General features: G+C 72.7%; 20 protein-coding genes. 12 read left to right on the top strand and 8 right to left on the bottom strand.

Annotated elements, in window-relative coordinates:
- Nucleotides 1–272: 272 nt before the first annotated feature.
- Nucleotides 273–935 carry an IclR family transcriptional regulator gene (locus AC27LF_RS28420; protein ID WP_479656800.1) on the bottom strand — a complete coding sequence of 221 codons (663 nt, stop codon included), beginning with the start codon at nucleotides 933–935 and terminating at the stop codon, nucleotides 273–275.
- A gap of 212 nt (nucleotides 936–1147) precedes the next feature.
- Between AC27LF_RS28420 and AC27LF_RS28425 the strand changes: the two genes are divergently transcribed.
- The 8 genes from AC27LF_RS28425 (at nucleotide 1148) to AC27LF_RS28460 (ending at nucleotide 8628) form a co-directional block, all read left to right on the top strand.
- Complete coding sequence (locus tag AC27LF_RS28425; protein ID WP_479656670.1) at nucleotides 1148–1747, top strand: nuclear transport factor 2 family protein; 600 nt, start codon at nucleotides 1148–1150, stop codon at nucleotides 1745–1747.
- A gap of 319 nt (nucleotides 1748–2066) precedes the next feature.
- Nucleotides 2067–2942 (top strand): SDR family NAD(P)-dependent oxidoreductase, encoded by an 876-nt coding sequence (locus tag AC27LF_RS28430; protein WP_479656671.1) that lies wholly within the window; start codon nucleotides 2067–2069, stop codon nucleotides 2940–2942.
- Nucleotides 2935–3759, top strand: a complete 825-nt coding sequence (locus AC27LF_RS28435) for an SDR family NAD(P)-dependent oxidoreductase (protein ID WP_479656672.1) — start codon at nucleotides 2935–2937, stop codon at nucleotides 3757–3759. The genes AC27LF_RS28430 and AC27LF_RS28435 overlap by 8 nt, the downstream gene beginning before the upstream one ends.
- On the top strand, nucleotides 3759–5180 hold the full coding sequence (locus AC27LF_RS28440) for an FAD-dependent oxidoreductase (RefSeq protein WP_479656673.1): 1422 nt from the start codon (nucleotides 3759–3761) through the stop codon (nucleotides 5178–5180). Before AC27LF_RS28435 ends, AC27LF_RS28440 begins: the two co-directional genes overlap by 1 nt.
- A 111-nt stretch (nucleotides 5181–5291) precedes the next feature.
- Nucleotides 5292–6650 (top strand): MFS transporter, encoded by a 1359-nt coding sequence (locus AC27LF_RS28445; protein WP_479656674.1) that lies wholly within the window; start codon nucleotides 5292–5294, stop codon nucleotides 6648–6650.
- Nucleotides 6651–6856: 206 nt separating this feature from the next.
- The gene (fahA, locus tag AC27LF_RS28450) at nucleotides 6857–8086 is read left to right on the top strand and encodes a fumarylacetoacetase (RefSeq protein WP_479656675.1); all 1230 of its coding nucleotides are present in this window, start codon (nucleotides 6857–6859) and stop codon (nucleotides 8084–8086) included.
- Entirely contained in the window at nucleotides 8083–8193 is a 111-nt protein-coding gene (locus AC27LF_RS28455) for an AraC family transcriptional regulator (protein WP_479656676.1), read from the top strand. The genes fahA and AC27LF_RS28455 overlap by 4 nt, the downstream gene beginning before the upstream one ends.
- Nucleotides 8194–8277: 84 nt before the next feature.
- Nucleotides 8278–8628, top strand: coding sequence for a DUF190 domain-containing protein (locus tag AC27LF_RS28460; RefSeq protein ID WP_479656801.1), 351 nt, complete (start codon nucleotides 8278–8280; stop codon nucleotides 8626–8628).
- 38 nt (nucleotides 8629–8666) lie between these two features.
- Here the strand turns inward: AC27LF_RS28460 and AC27LF_RS28465 are convergent, their stop codons facing one another.
- From AC27LF_RS28465 to AC27LF_RS28485, 5 genes are all read right to left on the bottom strand, one after another.
- A complete protein-coding gene (locus tag AC27LF_RS28465; RefSeq protein ID WP_479656677.1) occupies nucleotides 8667–9020 on the bottom strand; it encodes a DUF190 domain-containing protein in 354 nt (117 codons plus the stop codon).
- Nucleotides 9017–9481: a hypothetical protein gene (locus AC27LF_RS28470; RefSeq protein WP_479656678.1), complete on the bottom strand. Its 465-nt coding sequence runs from the start codon at nucleotides 9479–9481 to the stop codon at nucleotides 9017–9019. The genes AC27LF_RS28465 and AC27LF_RS28470 overlap by 4 nt, the downstream gene beginning before the upstream one ends.
- A gap of 22 nt (nucleotides 9482–9503) precedes the next feature.
- Nucleotides 9504–10709, bottom strand: a complete 1206-nt coding sequence (locus tag AC27LF_RS28475; protein WP_479656679.1) for an SPFH domain-containing protein — start codon at nucleotides 10707–10709, stop codon at nucleotides 9504–9506.
- A gap of 60 nt (nucleotides 10710–10769) precedes the next feature.
- On the bottom strand, nucleotides 10770–10934 hold the full coding sequence (locus AC27LF_RS28480; RefSeq protein WP_451621619.1) for a hypothetical protein: 165 nt from the start codon (nucleotides 10932–10934) through the stop codon (nucleotides 10770–10772).
- 285 nt (nucleotides 10935–11219) lie between these two features.
- Nucleotides 11220–11897 carry a TetR/AcrR family transcriptional regulator gene (locus AC27LF_RS28485; protein WP_479656680.1) on the bottom strand — a complete coding sequence of 226 codons (678 nt, stop codon included), beginning with the start codon at nucleotides 11895–11897 and terminating at the stop codon, nucleotides 11220–11222.
- A 97-nt stretch (nucleotides 11898–11994) separates the two neighbouring features.
- Here AC27LF_RS28485 and AC27LF_RS28490 point away from each other — a divergent pair, with 97 nt between their 5' ends.
- Complete coding sequence (locus tag AC27LF_RS28490) at nucleotides 11995–13038, top strand: NAD(P)-dependent alcohol dehydrogenase (RefSeq protein ID WP_479656681.1); 1044 nt, start codon at nucleotides 11995–11997, stop codon at nucleotides 13036–13038.
- Between the two features lie 383 nt (nucleotides 13039–13421).
- Nucleotides 13422–14006, top strand: a complete 585-nt coding sequence (locus AC27LF_RS28495) for a TMEM165/GDT1 family protein (protein WP_479656682.1) — start codon at nucleotides 13422–13424, stop codon at nucleotides 14004–14006.
- A gap of 60 nt (nucleotides 14007–14066) precedes the next feature.
- Here AC27LF_RS28495 and AC27LF_RS28500 read toward each other — a convergent pair whose 3' ends face one another.
- A complete protein-coding gene (locus AC27LF_RS28500; protein ID WP_479656683.1) occupies nucleotides 14067–16082 on the bottom strand; it encodes a heavy metal translocating P-type ATPase in 2016 nt (671 codons plus the stop codon).
- 126 nt (nucleotides 16083–16208) lie between these two features.
- On the opposite strand from AC27LF_RS28500, the gene AC27LF_RS28505 reads away from it, so the two are divergent.
- A complete protein-coding gene (locus AC27LF_RS28505; protein WP_479656684.1) occupies nucleotides 16209–16640 on the top strand; it encodes an ArsR/SmtB family transcription factor in 432 nt (143 codons plus the stop codon).
- Nucleotides 16641–16701: 61 nt separating this feature from the next.
- On the opposite strand, the gene AC27LF_RS28510 is transcribed toward AC27LF_RS28505, so the two are convergent.
- A complete protein-coding gene (locus AC27LF_RS28510) occupies nucleotides 16702–17670 on the bottom strand; it encodes a phosphotransferase family protein (RefSeq protein ID WP_479656802.1) in 969 nt (322 codons plus the stop codon).
- Nucleotides 17671–17890: 220 nt separating this feature from the next.
- Between AC27LF_RS28510 and AC27LF_RS28515 the strand changes: the two genes are divergently transcribed.
- Entirely contained in the window at nucleotides 17891–18514 is a 624-nt protein-coding gene (locus AC27LF_RS28515) for a histidine phosphatase family protein (RefSeq protein ID WP_479656685.1), read from the top strand.
- Nucleotides 18515–18654 lie beyond the last annotated feature (140 nt).

Consider the following 18654-nt stretch of genomic DNA (forward strand, 5'->3'; position numbering starts at 1 on the left):
GACAGTCTGCTCCGAGCGTGCACGCCCTTCACCTCGCCGACGACCCGAGCGACGCCGGCTTCGGTCGCCGCGCTGCCAAGGACGCGGGCACGGCCGGGGCGCCCGGCAGGACCGGAAACGACCGCCTGCTACGCCGGTGTCGGCGCCCGCAGCAGGTTCCGGCGCATCGCCGGACGAGTGCCGCAGCGGACCGCCTGCCCGCCGGGCCGCGTCCATGATCTGCCCCACGGCCCTGCCCTCTCATCACGCGGCCGGGAGGGACGGGTCGCGGTTCAGGTCAGCAGGTTTCCGAGGCGCTTCGCTGCCTCCACCACCGTACGGCCCAGGCGGTCGATCCCCTCCGGTTCGAAGACCGAGACGCCGATGCTGGTGGTGGCCTCGCCCCGATGGCTGGGTACGGCGGCGGACACCCCGATCACGGCCGGAATGACCTCCCCCATGGTGACCGCGTACCCCTTCGCGCGCGCTTCGGTGACCTCGGGGCGTTCGCCGTCCCGGTACGGGCCGTCGGCCAGCAGGGCGAGGCCGCCCGAGCCCTGCTGGATCGAGTGGGTCTGACCGGGGCGGAACGACACGTGCACCAGGGCGCCCCGTGGTTCGACCACCATCAGCGCCCGCATGTCCTGGGTGCCTTCGCGCACCAGCAGGTGGGCGGTGGCGCGGGTGGCCTCGGCGAGTTCGTCGAGCACGGGGCGCGCGAGGGCCCTGAGGTCCTGCTCGACGGGTTCGGCCAGGGTGACCAGGCCCGTGCCCAGGACGATCCGGCGTTGCCCGTCCCTGCGGCACAGCTGGTGCGCCTCCAGAGTGCGCACCAGTCGGTGGGCGACGGTGCGGTGCACGCCGATCCGCTCGGCGACGTCCGTGATCGTCAGGCCCCGTGGATGCTCCGACAGCAGCCGGAGGATCAACAGTCCGTGGTGGAGGGTCTTCGACATGCCCGAGTCGACGACGATCTCGGGCGGCGCCCAGGTCTGCGCTGTGGGGTTCACGAATCCATCCCTTGACGAGTTTCAGCCACGTGCCTACGCTCACATTAATCGCACTGCTCGTGCGATTATCGCACACGGTCAGTGGTCAGACAACTTCCCCGCCCCGTCCGCCAGGGACAGCCGGCCGGTGCGGGGAAGCCGAGCCGAAGGGACGCCGTATGACCCCGCGCGCACCCGCCGGACCCGACAGCGCCGTACTCGCCGGGATCCACCAGCTGTACCACCGCCAGAGCCACCTCATCGACGGCGGCCGGGCCGCGGACTGGGCCGCGACCTTCACCGCCGACGCCACCTTCGACTCCCCGAGCTACCCCGCGCCCGTCACGGGCACCGCCGCGCTGACCGCGTTCGCCGGGGAGTTCGCCGCCACCGCGGCGGCGGCGGGCCTGGTGCGGCGGCACATCGTCACCAACCTCGTGGTGGAAGGCGACGGAGCGGACACGCTGCGGGTCCTTGCCTACCTGCAGATCGTCGCGACACCGCGCGGTGGGACGCCGCGCCTCGAACGGCTGACCACCCTCACCGACCGGGTGGTCCGGGACGGCGACGTCTGGCGCGTCGCGTCCCGCCGAGTACACCGCGACGACACCCCCGAACCCGGCGACACCCTCGCATCAGGCGACGCCACCGGTCCCGTCGACGGCACGGGTCCCTTCGACGGCACCGGTCCCGACGGCACCTCCGCCCTCGACGGCACGCCCGTACCCCACGACGCGCCGGCGCTCGCCGACGTGCCCGCACCCGGCAACGACTGCTGACCCGCCGCCCAGCACGCGCATCCCCAGGGGACGGCCGCGCCTCCTCCAAAGCTCCCGGCGCCCGACGCGCACACCCCGCCCGACCGCGCACCGCACGCCCCCACACCCACACCCACACCCGCGCCCGCACGTGCACGCGCACCGCACGCCCCCCGCACCGCCCCCGGCGCACCGCACACCCGCAGCCGCCGGTACTCCGCGCCCGCGAGCCACCCCCTGGCCCCGCCCTTACCCACCCTTGCCACGGTCCCGGACACGGCGGCCGGGTCCATCGCGGCCCCGCCCCGACCCGCACTTCGACGACGAAGGAACCTTCTGCATGAGCCCCATCGACACGCCGGCCACCGCCCTCGACGCCGACGACGCCGCGGCCCACCGCTCGGGCCCCGGCCGGGTCGACCACCGGCCGCCCACCGCGTACTACCCCGAACTCGCGGGCACGGCCGCCGTCGTGACCGGTGCCGCGCGCGGCATGGGTGCCGTCTTCAGCGAGGGCCTTGCGCTGCGCGGGGTCGATGTGATCGCCGCGGACATCGACCTCGACGCGATGAAGCGCACCGCCGAGGAGATCAACGCACAGGCCGACGTCCTGCCCGAGGGCGGTGGGCGCGGCCGGGTGGTGCCCGCCGCGGTCGACGTCACCGACCCGGCAGGCCACGAGGAACTGGCCGCGCTCGCCACCACCGAGTTCGGCCGCCTGGACCACTGGGTGAACAACGCGGGCATCTTCCCGCACGCCTTCGCACAGGACATCCCGCCGGAGCAGATCGACGCGGTGCTGCGCGTCAACGTCCAGGGCGTGCTGTTCGGTTCGCAGAGCGCGGCCCGGCACATGCGGCCGGGCGGCGCCATCGTCAACATGTCCTCCGTGTCCGCGGTCCGGGTACGCAAGGGCCGTGCCGCCTACTGCGCGTCCAAGGCGTCGGTCGCCCACCTCACCGAGTCCCTGGCCGTCGAGTTCGGCGACCTCGGGCTGCGCGTCAACTCCATCGCCCCGGGCTACATCGACACCGAGATGACCCGCTGGGTGCGGGAGGACCCCGCCGCCCTCGGGCACGCCCTGGACAGCGTGCCCCTGCACCGCCTCGGATCCCCGCAGGAAGTCCTCGGCGCCCTGCTGTTCCTGCTCTCCGACAGCGCCCGTTACCTCACCGGGCACAGCCTGGCGGTGGACGGCGGTTCCCGCCATGTCTGAGGCTGCGTCCACGGCGTATCCCGCGTATCCCGCGTACGCCGAACCGGTGCGCTACCCGTCGGTGGTCCTCGTCACGGGCGCCGCCGCGGGCATGGGCGCCGAGCACGCCCGGGCGCTGGCCCGCCGCGGCAGCCATGTGCACCTCGCCGACGTGGCCGACTGCGCCCCCGTCGCCCGGGAGATCACCGAGGCCGGCGGCCGGGCCACCGCCCACCCCCTGGACGTCACCGACTCGGCCGGCTGGCGCGAGGTGGTCGAAGCCGTCCGTGCCGCGGACGGCCGGCTGGACGGTCTGGTGAACAACGCCGGCATCTCCCGGCGGCTGCGGTTCATGGACACCACCGAAGAGGTGTGGGACCGGGTGCTCAGGGTCAACCTCTCCGGGGCCTTCCACGGCATGCAGGCGGTGGCCCCGCTGATGCGGGACGGCGGAGGCGGCGCGATCGTCAACATCTCCTCGATCTCCGGCCTCATCGGCTACTTCTCGCCCTCGTACGCCGCGAGCAAATGGGGGCTGACGGGCCTGTCGAAGTCGGCCGCCGGGGAGCTGGCCGCCTGGAACATCCGGGTGAACTCGCTGCATCCGGGCCTGGTGGCCACCGGGCTGCTGGCCGGCTCGGACGCCTTCGTGGCCTCGGCACGGCGCAGCATCCCGGCCGGGCGGCCGGCCGAGCCCGCCGAGATCACCGACGCCGTGCTGTTCCTGCTGTCCGACCGCAGCGCGTACATGACCGGCAGCGAGGTCACCCTCGACGGAGGTCTGGTGTCCAACGGGCTGTACCACCGCATCCTCGCCGACGCGGAAGGAGCCTTGTGATGACCGACCTCGACGACCTCGACGTCATCGTGGTGGGCGGCGGCGGCGCAGGTCTCGCCGCCGCGGTGAGCGCCGCCGAACGGGGCGCCACGGTCCTGCTGTTCGAGTCGGAAGGGGAACTGGGCGGCTCGACACAGCTGTCCGCCGGCCTGATCACCGCCGCCGGCACCAGCGTGCAGCGCGCCCTCGGCGTCGACGACAGCGCCGAGCGCCACTTCCAGCACTACATGGACCTCAACCAGTGGCAGCTCAAACCCGGCCTGGTGCGTGCCTTCTGCGCCGCGGCCGGCCCGACGCTGGAGTGGATGATCGGTCTCGGCCTGGACGTGCCAGCCGTGCGCTCCGGCGACGCCCACACACCGGGGCTCTGCCGCGCGGGCGTGGAGGACGTGTGGCGCGGCCATGTGCCCCGCGACCAGGGCTACGGCCTGGTCCAGGTCCTCGACCGGGCGCGCAAGGCCCGCCGTGTCGAGGCCGTTCTGCACACTCGCGTCACCTCCCTGCTGTACGAGGACGGCCGGGTCACCGGGGTCGTGGCCGACGGCATCGAGGTACGGGCCCGCGCCGTAGTCGTCGCCAGCGGCGGCTTCGCCCAGAACCCCGGCCTGCTGCGCCGGCACTACCCGGACGCGCTCGACGCGGGCGACTTCCTGTTCGTGGTCGCCGCCCCGGGCAGCCGCGGCGACCACCTCGCCTTCGCCGAGCAGACGGGCAGCGCGCTCGCCGGCGACGGCTGGGGGCTGATGCTGCCCACCGCCTACTTCCAGCGCCACCACCACTGGCAGGCCGGATTCCCGCCCGCGTCACGGGTGTACGTCAACTCGTCCGGGCGGCGCTTCATGGACGAGGACGCCTCGTACGCCGTCTCCAGCGGCATCATCCTCGCCCAGGACGGCCCCGTGTGGGCGGTGTTCGACGAGAAGGCACGGCTCGGCCTGCCGACCGGCTACGCCGACTGGACCCCCGCGCGGGTCGCACAGGAGGCGGCGGCCGGGCGCCTGGCCCGGGCCGCCACCCTCGACGCGCTCGCCGAACACATCGGCGTACCCGCCCACGCGCTCACCGCCACCGTGACCCGGTGGAACGCGCAGCTGCCCGAAACCGGGGCCGATGCCGACTTCCTGCGCGAGCGGTCCCTCGCGGCCAAGGGCGCCCCGGCCCGCCCCGACCCGATCGCAACGGCCCCGTACTACGCGGCCCGAGTGCTGCCCGCCGAACTCGTCTGCACACACACCGGGCTGGAGATCGACCACCGTGCCGCCGTACTGGACCGCACCGGCAGCCCGGTTCCCGGACTGTTCGCGGCCGGCGAGGCGGGCGGGGGAGTGCTCGGCATGCGCTACGTCGGCGGCGGCAACGCGGTCGCCAACGCCCTCACCATGGGCCGCATCGCGGGCGCCGACGCCGCCGCAGCCGCGTAACCCCCACAGCCGGATCATCCCCTTCCGCTCTCCTCTCTCCTCACTCAGGATCTCGCAGCAGCTCTCAGCATTTCTCAGGATCTCCTCCTCCTCTCCCTCTCAGGAGCCGTCATGGGAACGAACCTCAACGTCGAGGGCAGTGACCCCGGCAGAAGAACGATCAGAAAGGTCTCGCTCCGGATCTTCCCGATCGTGGGCCTGCTGTATGTGTTCAACTACATGGACAGGTCCAACATCAGCTACGCCGAACTCGGCATGCGCGACGACCTGGGCATCACCACCGCCACCTTCGGCGCGGTCGCCTCGATCTTCTTCCTCGCCTACGTCGTCCTTGAGATCCCCAGCAACATGATGCTGAAGAAGGTCGGCGCCCGGCTCTGGCTGGCCCGCATCGCCATCAGCTGGGGCCTGGTCACCGTGGTCACGGGATTCGTCACCGACGTCACCCACCTGTACGTGGCCCGGATCGCGCTGGGCATCGCCGAGGCCGGCCTCTTCCCGGGCCTGCTGCTCTACCTGACGTACTGGTACCGGGGCCGGGAACGCGGCCGTGCCATCGCGCTGCTCGCGCTCGCCCAGCCGATCGCCATGATCCTCGGCAGCATGACCGGCGGCTGGATCCTCGACCACGCCCACTGGCTGGACATGAGCAGCTGGCGCTGGGTGTTCATCCTGCAAGGCGCTCCCGCCGTCGTCATCGGCATCGTCACCCTGGTCCTGCTGCCCAACCGGCCGGCCGACGCCCGCTTCCTGAGCGCCGACGAGCGGGCCTGGCTCCAGGCGGAGATCGACAAGGAGTACACCCGGGACGGTGCCGGCGGCGCCGAGCGGGAGACGGTGCGCGGACAGCTCGGGGCCCTGAGGAACCGCAAGGTCCTCTACCTGGCCGTCGCCAACTTCTTCGCCGCCTGCGGTCTGTACGGCTTCTCCTTCTTCCTCCCGAAGATCGTCCAGCAGCTCGACCCGTCGTACTCGGCCACCAACATCGGTCTGCTCGGCGCCATCCCGTTCCTGGTGGGCGCGGTCGGCATGCTGCTGGTCGCGCGCAGCTCCGACCGCACCGGCGAACGCCGCTTCCATGTGATCGGCCTGATGCTCCTGGGCGCCGCGGGCCTGGGCGGCACCATCGCCTTCCGGCACAGCCCCACCCCGGCCCTGATCTGCCTCAGCCTGGTCGCCATCGGCGTCCTCGGCTACATGGCCCCCTACTGGGCGCTGGCCGCCCGGGTCCTGCCGCGCGAGCAGACCGCGGTCGGCCTGGCGGGCATCAACTCCATCGCGGCCCTCGGCGGTTTCGTCAGCCCGTACCTCATCGGCAAGAACGCCACCGCCGACGACGTCACCGTCGGCCTGTACTTCCCGATCGGCTGCCTGATCGTGTGCGCCGTGATGCTCGCCTTCCTCAAGGCGCCCCGGGACCGGCGCGACAGCGGGGCACACACGCGCCCGGCCACCGAAGTCCCCGCCTGACAGCCTCCCCGCCGCATCGACGCGCCCCCCGCACCCGGCGCTGCCCACCCCGGCGCATCCACCCCACCCCACCGCACCGCTCCGATCCATCCACCGCACCGCGTCCGACCCGCACGCCCACCGCACCCGGCGATCCGCCCCGTGAACGAGGCCGCCGCCGTCCTCGGCCTCACCCCGAAGGACCTCACCCGAAAGGACCTCACCCGATGACCCCCGACAGCTGGGTGCCCGTCCCCGAGGACTCGCCGTTCACCCTCCACAACCTGCCCTACGGGGTCTTCGCGCCCGCAGGCGGCCCCCGCAGGGTCGGCGTCGCCATCGGCGACCACGTACTGGACCTGGCCCGCGCCCTCGGGGACGACACCTTCGCCCGCCCCACCCTCAACGCCTTCCTCGCCCAGGGCCGAACCCGCTGGCGGCAGGTGCGCGCCGGCATCACGGCGCTGCTCACCGACGCCGCCCGCCGCCCCGACGCCGAAGCGGCCCTGCACGCCGCCGCCGACGTCCGCGTGTTCCTGCCGTTCGAGGCCGCGGACTACGTCGACTTCTACGCCTCCGAGCACCACGCCGCCACCATCGGCCGGATGCTGCGTCCGGGACAGGAACCGCTCACCCCGCAGTGGAAGCACCTGCCGATCGGCTACCACGGCCGGGCCGGAACCCTCGTCGTCTCCGGCACCGAGATCAACCGCCCCTGGGGCCAGACCCGGCCCGCCGGAGCCGCGACGCCCTCCTTCGGGCCGAGCCGCAAGCTGGACATCGAGGCGGAGGTCGGCTTCGTCGTCGGCACCGGCACCCCGCTGGGCACGGCGGTGGGCGTCGACGCCTTCGCCGACCACGTCTTCGGCGTCTGCCTCGTCAACGACTGGAGCGCACGCGACCTCCAGGCATGGGAGTACGTGCCCCTCGGACCGTTCCTCGCCAAGTCCTTCGCGACCTCCGTCTCCCCGTGGATCGTCCCGCTGGACGCCCTTGGGCACGCGCGGACGGCACCGCCGGCCCGGACCGCGCCGCTCCAGGAGTATCTGCGCGACGGCGAGGACTGGGGCCTCGACCTGACCCTGGAGGTCCGCCTCAACGGACACCTGGTCGCCCGGCCGCCCTTCACCTCCATGTACTGGACCCCGGCCCAGATGCTCGCCCATATGACCGTCAACGGGGCGTCGCTGCGCACCGGCGACTTCTACGCATCCGGCACCGTCAGCGGACCCGGGCCCGGCCAGCAGGGCTCACTGATGGAGCTGACCTGGAACGGCGAGGCACCGCTCACCCTTCCCGACGGCTCCACCCGCGCCTTCCTTGAGGACGGCGACGAGGTCACCCTCAGCGCCACCGCACCCGGACCGCACGGCACCCGAATCGGCTTCGGACAGGTCACCGGCCGCATCACGGCCGGCCCACGCACCGCCCCCACCGACGCCACGGAGCCCCGGTGATCTCGCACCGCTGGGGCTTCGCCCACCACGCCACCTTCTCCCGGGTGTTCCGTGCCCGCTACGGCATGGCGCCGTGCGCATACCGGCACGCCCGGGACGTGGACTGACGGCCGGCCCCCGCCCTGCCCGGCACGGCTCGGGCCGGGGCTACGGTTGAGATGTATCCGGTGCCCGGTGACGAGAGGACCGCGATCATGACACTGAGCGGACGCGCACTGCGTATGACGGTCATCGTCGACGACACCGACACCTGGCACCACAAGCCCCTGTTCACGGAGATCGTGCAGCGTGCGCATGCCTTCGGGATGGCCGGGGCGACGGTCTTCCGGGGTGTGGAGGGTTTCGGGGCGACATCGGTCGTGCACACGACGCGCCTGCTGTCCATGGCCGACGACCTGCCGACGGCCGTCGTCATCGTCGACGAGGCGGACCGCGTCCGAGCGTTCCTTACCCGGCTCGGGGACCTGCCCGTCAGCGGGCTGATCACCCTCCAGGAGGTCGAGGTGGTTCACTACAAGGGCCAAGAGGCGACGGCCACTTGACGCACCCGCGGGCGCGGCCGGCCAAGGCGCCGGCCGGCTCAGGCGGGTGCCCGCGCCGTGTCCCGCGCGGGGTCGTGCATGACCTCGACACGCTCGACGATCACCAGCCCGCCCTCGACCAGGTCGCGCAGGGTCGGAAGGAAGCGACGCACCCGTTCCTCCTCGTCGACGATCACGATCGCCAGTGGTACGTCCTGCTTCAGGGACAGCAGCCGGAAGCCGTGGATCACCGAGGAGGCCCCGAACCCCTCGATCCCCCGGAGCACCGTCGCGCCGGCCAGCCCGGCCTCATGCGCGCGGTGCACGATCTCCGCGGACAGCGGCTTGTGATGCCAGGTGTCGCATTCCTCGATGAACACCGTCAGTTGCAGGGCCGGTCGCATCGGCGTCATGGCCCTCTCCTCTGCCGTCCGCCACGGTGGATCCAGTGTCCCCGGCGCTGGAGCCGGGCCACCGGCGGGCCGGCCGGGGCGCTCTGTGCGGCGGGAGGCCCGGCGGCCGGTGGCGGCTCCGCCGGGGAAGCCGGGGAGGCCGGGGTCGCTGGGGGCGCTGGGGTGTCCTGGGGCGGGTGAAGGCCCTCCGTGGAGTACCGCGTACGGGCGATGCTGTCCACGATCTGCTGCTCGGTGAAGTTCTCCGAACCGGGCACATGGGGGACGAACCCGATGAGCACGCCGTCGCTGACGATCTCGGCGTCCAGCCCCGATGCGCCGTCCATGTCCCACAGCGCCTCGATGCCCTCGTCCAGGACCACCCTGATCCCGAACTCGTAGACGCCCGCCTCCACGAGATGGGCCATCACCTCCCGGGCCCGCAGTGCCGCCACCACACGCCTGGCACGATCCGCATCCATGACAGCCGTCCCTCCTTCGCGTTCAGGTTTCCCGGCGGGTTCGGGTCTGCTCCGGCTCGGCCCGTACCGGCTTTGTGCCGGCGGGCGACGGAGTCGAACGCCGTAGCGTGTCGAGGATGGCCAGACCCTGCGCCACCACTCCGGCCGCCACCTGGTTGATGCCGTCGGTGCCGTTGAGGACGGTGAGATCCGCTCCGGACATTCCGTGGGCCGCCGCCTCGGCGAGGGCGGGCAGATTCTCCACGACCCGGTTGGCCGCGATGAGTTCCTGGTTGCCGTCGCGGAGCGAGGCGGCCCGCGCCGTGTTGGCGTCGGCCTGGGCCTGGGCGATGGCCCGCTCGGCGTAGGCGGTCCCGTCGGCCTCGAACTTGGCCCGGTCGCGGCCCGCCTCGGCCAGGGCCCGCTGCCGGTAGGCCTCCGCGTCCGCCGGGCGCCGTACCTCCGCCTCCAGCCGCTGGGCCGCAAGGCCCGCCTGCCGCTGGGCCAGCGCGGTCTGTTCCTCGATGACCTCCTGGGACGCCTTGGCCTGGGCGAGCGGGCCCGCCTGCGCGGCGCGGGCGTTGGACTGCTCGGTCTCGGCGGTGAACCCCGCGCGTTTGATCGCGGTGTCCCGTTCGTACTCGGCCTTGAGCGCGGCGGCCTGCTGCTCCCGCTCGGCCGCCTCCTGATCGGCCTTGGCCTGCGCGATCCGGGCCTGGCTGGCCACCGCGGCGGCGTGCGGCGCGGCGAGGTTGTCGATGTAGCCGGTGGCGTCCTCGATCTCCTGGATCTGGAGGGCGTCCACGACGATGCCGAGCTTCTCCATCTCGCCGTGGCTGCCCGCCACCACTTCCTGGGAGACCCGGCTGCGCTCGCGGATGATCTGCTCCACCGTGAGCCCGCCGACGATGGACCGCAGATGCCCCGCGAAGATCCGGCCGACCAGCTCCTCCATCCGCTGCTGCTCCGACAGGAACCGGCGGGCGGCATTGGCGATCGACACCGCGTCGTCACCCACCTTGAACACGCACACCGCCCGCACCTTGAGCCGGATTCCCTGCTGGGTCACGCAGTCCTCGGCGATCTCCGCCTCGCGCAGGGCCAGCGACAGCATCCGTGCCTTCTGCTTGACGGGCAGCACGAAACTGCCGTGACCGGTGACGATCCGGAACTGCGTTTCCTCGGCCCGCCGTTTGGAGCCGGAGATCAGCATGGCCTCATTCGGAGCGGGAACGTGCCAGAAAAACATGAGGGACCACCTCGCGTCCTGCAAGGACCGGGAAGACGCTTCCCGTTGGGGGAAGCCGCTTCAGGACGGCAGCGGCTCGACGATCACCGAGCGTGCCGAGACGGAGTCGACCACGATCACGCGGACGTCCTTGGCGACCGGCGCCGCGGACCAGGCCGCATAGGCTTCCGAGCCGCCCCGGACGGCCACGAGGACTTCCCCGGGGCCGTCCTGTGGGATCGCCACCGTCACTTTCCCCAGTGCCCCCACAGGACTCTGCGAAGAGTCGTCGGCTGCGCGCATACGCCCTCTTGACACACGGATACGGAAGGTCACCTCACGGGGGCTCCGGGCGGCCGACGCACGAGGGCCGCTCGTGCCCGCTCACTCCTTCGGAGAACATCAAGCCGCTGGGCACATCAGCGAAGACGCTCCCGGCGTCCGGACACCGGTCGTCTTCGCACCTTCCACGCTACTCCGCCTCGCTTCCCGCGGCGCCCCGCGCCCGCGCCCGGGCACGGCCCCGGGCGCTCAGCCGGCGGCCGTGGCGCTGCGCACGCTCTCGCGCAGCAGGGCCCGCCGCCGCTCGTGCACGTCCTCGGGTTCCCGTGCGGTCGCCGCGTAGACGTTGCTGACCGGGGACCAGGCCATGGACATCGCGATGACCATGGCCATCACGTCGAACGGGTCGCCCTGCCGGATCAGGCCCGCTGCCTGGCCCTCGGCGATGGCGCGCAGCTTGCGGTCGTCACGGCGGTCGTGCTCCGCCACGAGATGGCCGGTGGGGCGGCGCTCCAGGCGGGACCAGGTGGCCAGCCGGATGAGGTCGGGGCGGCGAAGGTACTCGTCGTAGAGGCGTACGGCCCAGTCCGCGAGGCCGTCGGCGCCGAGCGGTGCGGCATCGGTGCCGAGCGGCGCGGTATCGGTGTGGGCGTCGCGCGGCACGGCGTCCGCGCCGGGCGGCGCGGTGGTGGCGTCGATCGGCACGACGTTCGTGATCCGGTCCAGGGAGCCGAAGAAGATGGCGTCGAAGAGCCCTTCCTTGCTGCCGAAGTAGGCGTAGAGCTGCGCCTTGTTGGTGCGGGCCGCGGCCACGATCCGTTCGACGCGCGCGCCGGCGATCCCGTGCTCGGCGAACTCCTGGGTCGCCACATCGAGGATGCGCTGGTAGGTCGCGGCTCCGCGCGAGGTCAAGGGCTGCTCGGGCATGCCGTCATGCTACCAGACAGAACAGTTGGTTTGCTTGGCGGCCCCGGATGTGCCTACGCTGCGACAGACAGAACAGTCTGTTTGGAGGAGATGTGCTGTGCGGAAGACAACGGGCTGGCAGGCGGACGGCCGGACGGCGACACTGCGGCGGACGCCGCTGACACGGCGCGACCTGCGCCCCGACGACATCGCGGTCCGGGTGGACTACTGCGGCGTATGCCACTCCGATCTGCACGCCCTGCGCGACCACGACGGCACGGAGGGCCGGCCGCTGGTGCCGGGGCACGAGTTCACCGGCGTGGTGACCGAGACCGGGCCCGCGGTCACCCGCTTCGCCGCCGGCGACCCCGTGGCGGTCGGCAACATCGTCGACTCGTGCGGCGCGTGCCCCATGTGCCGGGCCGGTCAGGAGAACTTCTGCCACGGCTTCCCGACGCTGACCTACGGCGGTCTCGACCGGCTCGACGGAACGACCACGCTGGGCGGCTACTGTCGCGAGTACGTGGTCCGCGACCGGTTCGCCCATCCGCTGCCCGCCGGCCTGGATCCGGCCGCTGCCGCTCCGCTGCTCTGCGCCGGGATCACCGTGTGGGAACCGCTGCGCGCCCTGGGCGTGGGACCGCACAGCCGGGTCGCGGTGGCGGGCCTCGGCGGCCTCGGGCATCTCGCGGTGCGGTTCGCCGTGGCGCTCGGCGCCGACACCTCGGTCATCAGCCGCTCACCCGACAAGGCCGACGACGCCCGCCGTCTCGGCGCCCGCACGCTCATCGTCGCCACGGACCAGGAGCGGATGGCCGCGGCACGTGACCGGTTCGACGTGGTCATCGACACCGTCTCCGCCCCGCACGACCTCGGCCCCTACCTCGGCCTCGTCGCCATGGACGGCACCCTCAGCCACCTCGGGCACCTCGGCCCCGTCACCGTGCGGACCCTGGACCTCCTGGTGGGACGCAAGAAGCTCAGCTCCGCCGGCAGCGGCGGCATGCCCGCGACGGCCGCCATGCTGGACTTCTGCGCCGAGCACGGCATCACCGCCGACATCGAACTGCTCCCTTCCCAGCGGGTGAACGAGGCCCTGGACCGCCTCGCCCGCAACGACGTCCGCTACCGCTTCGTCCTCGACCTGTCCGACCTGGACTGAACGGCCGCCCCGCGGTACCGGCCGGTCCGCCCCCGGCCCACCGCGGCCACGCACACCGACGCACGGAAACCCCGTGTTCCTCCGGCGTGAGGCGTACCACCCGGCACCGGCTTTACCTCCGCCGTGCCGATTGCTTAGGCTGTGCGCGGCGAAGGGGAGTAGTCCCGCGACACCGCTGGTCGACACACTGGACGTCTTCACGGACGTCCCGGCCAGTGGGCCGGCCCGAAGCGACGGGCCGGTGGACGAGACCTTCGGCCACGGCACAACACGGCCCGCACACACGTGGGGGCCGCGTCATCGTGCCGGGCCGCAAGGGTCCTCCCGTCACCTGTGTGGGTGCCGTCCGAGCCTTCGGCCCGGCCCCAGGAGAAAGCACCAGGATGACCCTCGACCCCCTGGCGATCATCACCGCCTTCGGGCTGATTTTCCTCGCCGAACTTCCCGACAAGACCATGTTCGCGTCGCTGGCCATGGGCACCCGCATGCGCCCGCTGTACGTGTGGTTCGGGACCTCCACGGCCTTCGTCGTCCATGTCGCCCTCGCCGTCGGTGCCGGCAGCCTGCTCAGCCTGCTGCCGACGACGGCGGTCAAGCTGGTCTCCGCCGCCCTGTTCGCCTTCGGAGCGGTCATGCTGCTGCGCGGAGGGGACGACGACGAGGACGGCGAAGGCGGCTCCAGGGCCGTCACCGGTTTCTGGCCCGTCTACACCACCGCCTTCATGGCCGTCTTCATCAGTGAGTGGGGGGACCTCACCCAGATCACCACCGCCAACCTCGCCGCCACCAACGGCTGGCTGCCCACCGCCATCGGCTCGGCCGCCGCCCTGATGTCGGTGTCCGCGCTGGCCCTGCTCGCGGGCCGCTTCATCGCCAAGCGGGTCCCGCTGAAGACGGTGCAGCGCATTGGCGCCCTCTGCATGGCCGGCCTGGCGATCTGGACACTGATCGAAGCGTTCGCCGGCTGACGACCCGGCCCGTCGTCGGCGCTCGACGCGCGTCGGCGACGGGCCGCGCCGCCAGGCGTGTCACCCCGCCGCCGGGGTGCGGGCGGCCTGATCGTCACCCGGTACGGCCGCCCGTCGCCAGGCCGCCTCGCGCAGCAGCCGCAGTCCGTTGAGTCCGACGATGACCGTGGAGCCCTCGTGACCGGCGACACCGAGGGGCAGGGGCAGGTCGCCCGCCAGGTCCCAGACGACGAGGCCGGCGATGAACACCGCGGCGATCACCAGGTTCTGGACGACGAGCAGGCGGGCCCGCCGGGACAGGGAGATCACCGCGGGCACCGCGGCGAGTTCGTCGCGCACGACCACCGCGTCGGCGGTCTCCAGCGCCAGATCCGAACCCGCCCGGCCCATGGCGACACCGGTGTGGGCGGCGGCCAGCGCCGGGGCGTCGTTGACGCCGTCCCCGACGACCATCACCCGGCGCCCGGCCGCCGCCAGTTCCCTGACCGCGCTCACCTTGTCCTCGGGCAGCAGTGCGGCGCGTACGTCCTCGACGCCGGCCTCGGCGGCCAGTCGCGCCGCCGCGCGCGCGTTGTCACCGGTCAGCAGCACGGGCGCCGCCCCCGTGCGCGACGTCAGGGCCGCGACGGTCGCGATGGCGTCGGGGCGCAGCCGGTCGGCGACACCGATCAGACCGACGGGCGTACCGTCCACCGTGACCAGCACGACGGTCCGGCCGCCGTCCTCCCACTCCGCCGTGAGGTCCGCCGCCGCCGAGTCGGCGTGGCCGGCCGCGGCGAGCAGCCGGGCGGGCGCACCCACCGCGACCCGGCGCGCCTCGACGGTGGCCACGACGCCGACACCGGGAGCCGACTCGAAGTCCTCCGCGTCGGCAAGGGCGAGTCCCCGCTCCCGGGCGGCGGCCACCACGGCGCGGGCCAGCGGGTGCTCGCTGGGGTGCTCGGCCGCGGCGGCGAGCCGCAGCAGCCCGGCCGTATCGAGACCGGAACCGGCCAGCGGCCGGACGTCGGTCACCCGCGGGGTCCCCTCGGTCAGTGTGCCGGTCTTGTCGAGGGCGACCGCGTCGACCTCGCCGAGCCGTTCCATGACGACCGCGGACTTGACCAGCACACCGTGCCGTCCCGCGTTGGCGATGGCCGAGAGCAGCGGCGGCATGGTCGCCAGGACGACGGCGCACGGCGACGCCACGATCATGAAGGTCATCGCCCGCAGCAGCGCGCCGGTCAGCTCGGCGCCGAAGGCGAGCGGGACGAGGAAGACGGCCAGGGTCGCCGCGACCATCCCCAGCGAGTAACGCTGCTCGACCTTCTCGATGAACAGCTGTGTGGGCGCCTTGGTCTCGGACGCCTCCTCCACCATGCGCACGATCCGGGCGATCACGCTGTCGGACGCGTCGCGCTCCACGCGCACCCGCAGCGCGCCGGTGCCGTTGAGGGTGCCGGCGAAGACCTCGTCGCCCCGCTCCTTGGCCACGGGCAGCGGCTCGCCGGTGATGGTCGCCTGGTCCACCTCACTGGCGCCGTCGAGGACACGGCCGTCCGCGCCGACGCGCTCACCGGGGCGTACGAGCACGGTGTCGCCGATGGACAGGTCCTCGACGGCGACGCTCTCCTCACTGCCGTCGGCGGCGACGCGGGCGGCCTTGGCGGGGGCCAGGTCCAGCAGTCCCCGCACGGAGTCGGCGGTGCGGGCGGTGGCCAGGGCCTCAAGCGCGCCCGAGGTGGCGAAGATGACGATCAGCAGCGCCCCGTCCATGACCTGCCCGATCGCCGCGGCACCCAGAGCGGCGACCACCATCAGCAGGTCGACGTCCAGGGTCTTCTCGCGCAGCGCCCGCAGTCCCGCCCAGCCCGGTTCCCAGCCGCCCGCCGCATAGGTCAGGGCGTACAGGGGCACCCAGGTCCAGGCCGGGGCGCCGGTCAGCTGCAACGGCAGCGCGATCAGGAACAGGGCCAGGGCCGCCGCTGCCCAGCGGGCCTCGGGCAGGGCGAGGACACGGGTACGCCGCTGCTGCCCGGCGGGGGCGCGGCCCGGCGAGGTCCGCTCTGCCGGGGCCGGGGCGAGGGTGGAGGTCATCGGGGTCCTTCACACAGGCATGACAGGTTCGCGCGCAGGCGGAAGCCCGGCGCTCCTCACCACCGTACAGGAAAGAATGAAGACTCATTCATGCGTTCATGGTTCGTTCTCCGTACGATGATGCCCATGGGTCACGGAGCCGACAGAACCACGACCGCCACCGCGCGCGACCGCCTGGAGACGGTCGGCGCCGCCGATGTGGCCGCCACCCTCCAGGCGCTGGCCACCCCCTCGCGGCTGCGCATCCTGGCCCGCCTCCAGGAAGGCCCCTGCGCGGCCACGGAACTGGCCGACGCGGTCGGCATGGAACAGTCCGCCTGCTCCCACCAGTTGCGTCTGCTGCGCAACCTCGGCCTGGTCACCGGCGAACGCCGGGGCCGCTCGGTCATCTACGCGCTCTACGACAACCACGTCGCCGAACTCCTGGAACAGGCCCTCTACCACGTCGAACACCTGCGCCTGGGGCTGCGCGACGCCCCGGCCGTGACGGATGCGGCGACAGGGGCCGACGCGACCGCCGGGGCACTCGGGGCGGACGCGGCGGCCGGGGCGCGCTGATCCCTGCCCGGCGGATCGGCCGTGCCCGGCGGATCGGCCGACGGCGCGGACCGCCGGTGCCTCACACCAGGTCCAGTGCCGCTCTCAGGTTGTGCTCGGCGATGCCCGCCATGGCCGCTCGGTCGGGGAAGCCGCCGTCGAGGAGCCTGAGCGGTCCCGCCGTCAGCGAGAGCCGCTGGGCCAGCGTGTAGAGGGCGAGCCGGCCCTCGTCCAGTCGGTCCGTCCCGAGCGGGGGATGGGCGTCCGCGAAGCGGATGCGCAGGAAGACGTGCTCCCACTCGACGTCGAAGTACATCAGTCCCTCGATGTCGATCAGCACGGGGTGGCCGTCCGTGTCCACCCGCACATGGTCGGGCCCGAGTTCGCCGTGCACGACGCAGTGCTCCGCGCGCGGTCGCACCCCCGCCGCGAGACCCCGCAGCCGCTCCTCCAGCCGGTCGCGGGCCGCCGCGACCCGCAGGTCACGCGACGCCGCCTCGGCGAGGTCGCGCAGCGCCCGGTCCAGGACGACCCCCTCGCACGACGTCCCGCGCGAGGTGCCTCCCGCGTCGACCACGGCCACTTTCCCGTACCGGGGCGCGCGATACGACCGCATCGCCGCCAGCGCCTCGGCGAGCCGAGCCGTGACCGCGGCGCCCGCGCGTGGATCGCGGACGAGCAGGTCCTCCAGGCTCCGGCCCGCGATGTCCTCGACGATCACCAGGTCGGCCGGGCCGGCATCGCCCGCCCGCTGGACGAGCCGGATCCGCGGGACGCGGACGCCGAGCCCGTCCAGGCGTGCGTGCGCGGCCTCGAACAGGCGCAGCCCGAGACCGGGCGAGAACGGATCCGTCAGGTCGTCGTCGCCCTGTGCCGCCGGCCAGTAGTTCTCGCTGTCGTCCCACAGATAGGCGATCGCCGTCGACGTGTCGTCCATCACGAGGCGGTACACGCCCTTCTTGCTGCCGCCCGCCACCCGCTCGACCGCCGCCAACCGCCGCCCACCGCCCAGCGCGTCCCGCGCGGCCCCCGCCAACCGCTCCCGCTTCACCTCGGTGAGCACCACGTCTTCGAACCACCTCTCCGTCGCGACGACCTCGGCAATCTACGCGATCACCGCCACCGCCACGACCGGTTTGCTCCGTGACCGGCGGCCGACGGGTCGTCAGGCCGGTCCCCGGCCGAGGAGCCCGTGGAGATGCGGAACCGGGCCGGCAAGAAACGACGTCGTGTCCACGAGCCCCTTGCCTGATCGTGAAGGAGTCACGGGTATGACGCCGACGGCTGCGCGCCACCTCTATCTCGTCCGGCACGGCGAGGCACTGCCGGACGAGAGCGGGTTGTCGGAGAACGGACGGCGGCAGGCGGCGCTGCTCGGCCGCCGCTTGGCGAAGTACCCCATCTCGGTGGTGCACCACGGCCCACTGCCCCGGGCCGCGCAGACCGCGGAACTGATCGGCGAACACCTGGACGGCGCCGCTCTTCGGGTCTCGGAGGCGGCCGGTGACTATGTTCCGTACCTCCCGCAGCGGGATGAACTGCCCGCCGACAGCGCCGATCACTTCCTGCGCTTCCTGGCCCGCGCCCCGGCCGAGGACCGCGAACGCGGACCGGAGCTGGCGGAACGGGCCCTGGCACAGTTCACCGGTCCCGTCGGGGGCGACCAGGAGCGCCATGAACTGGTCGTCACCCACAACTTCCTGATCGGCTGGCTGGTACGGCATGCCATGGACGCGCCGAAATGGCGCTGGCTCGGGCTGAATCACGGCAACGCCGCCCTCACCGTCATCCGGTATGTGCCGGGCCGGCCGTCGGCTGTGTTGGTCTACAACGACATGCGGCACCTGCCCGCCGAGTTGTGCTGGTCGGGGTTCCCCGCCGAGTCGCGGTTGTGAGGCGTTGTGTGACCGGGGGTTCTTCGACGCCACGGTGAACGGACCGGCCGCGTCCGCGCGTTGAGGGGCCTATGAGATCAGGCACCAGTAGCTGCCGTAGTGGCCGATGGCGATGCGGGCGGCTCGTGGCACGAGGCGTG

This window comes from Streptomyces diversicolor (assembly GCF_057537855.1).

Coding starts and splice junctions, on each gene's coding strand:
- AC27LF_RS28420 (WP_479656800.1), bottom strand. CDS start 935: ATGTCGAAGACCCTCCACCACGGACTGTTGATCCTCCGGCTGCTGTCG.
- AC27LF_RS28425 (WP_479656670.1), top strand. CDS start 1,148: ATGACCCCGCGCGCACCCGCCGGACCCGACAGCGCCGTACTCGCCGGG.
- AC27LF_RS28430 (WP_479656671.1), top strand. CDS start 2,067: ATGAGCCCCATCGACACGCCGGCCACCGCCCTCGACGCCGACGACGCC.
- AC27LF_RS28435 (WP_479656672.1), top strand. CDS start 2,935: ATGTCTGAGGCTGCGTCCACGGCGTATCCCGCGTATCCCGCGTACGCC.
- AC27LF_RS28440 (WP_479656673.1), top strand. CDS start 3,759: ATGACCGACCTCGACGACCTCGACGTCATCGTGGTGGGCGGCGGCGGC.
- AC27LF_RS28445 (WP_479656674.1), top strand. CDS start 5,292: ATGGGAACGAACCTCAACGTCGAGGGCAGTGACCCCGGCAGAAGAACG.
- fahA (WP_479656675.1), top strand. CDS start 6,857: ATGACCCCCGACAGCTGGGTGCCCGTCCCCGAGGACTCGCCGTTCACC.
- AC27LF_RS28465 (WP_479656677.1), bottom strand. CDS start 9,020: ATGACGCCGATGCGACCGGCCCTGCAACTGACGGTGTTCATCGAGGAA.
- AC27LF_RS28470 (WP_479656678.1), bottom strand. CDS start 9,481: ATGGATGCGGATCGTGCCAGGCGTGTGGTGGCGGCACTGCGGGCCCGG.
- AC27LF_RS28475 (WP_479656679.1), bottom strand. CDS start 10,709: ATGTTTTTCTGGCACGTTCCCGCTCCGAATGAGGCCATGCTGATCTCC.
- AC27LF_RS28485 (WP_479656680.1), bottom strand. CDS start 11,897: ATGCCCGAGCAGCCCTTGACCTCGCGCGGAGCCGCGACCTACCAGCGC.
- AC27LF_RS28495 (WP_479656682.1), top strand. CDS start 13,422: ATGACCCTCGACCCCCTGGCGATCATCACCGCCTTCGGGCTGATTTTC.
- AC27LF_RS28500 (WP_479656683.1), bottom strand. CDS start 16,082: ATGACCTCCACCCTCGCCCCGGCCCCGGCAGAGCGGACCTCGCCGGGC.
- AC27LF_RS28505 (WP_479656684.1), top strand. CDS start 16,209: ATGGGTCACGGAGCCGACAGAACCACGACCGCCACCGCGCGCGACCGC.
- AC27LF_RS28515 (WP_479656685.1), top strand. CDS start 17,891: ATGACGCCGACGGCTGCGCGCCACCTCTATCTCGTCCGGCACGGCGAG.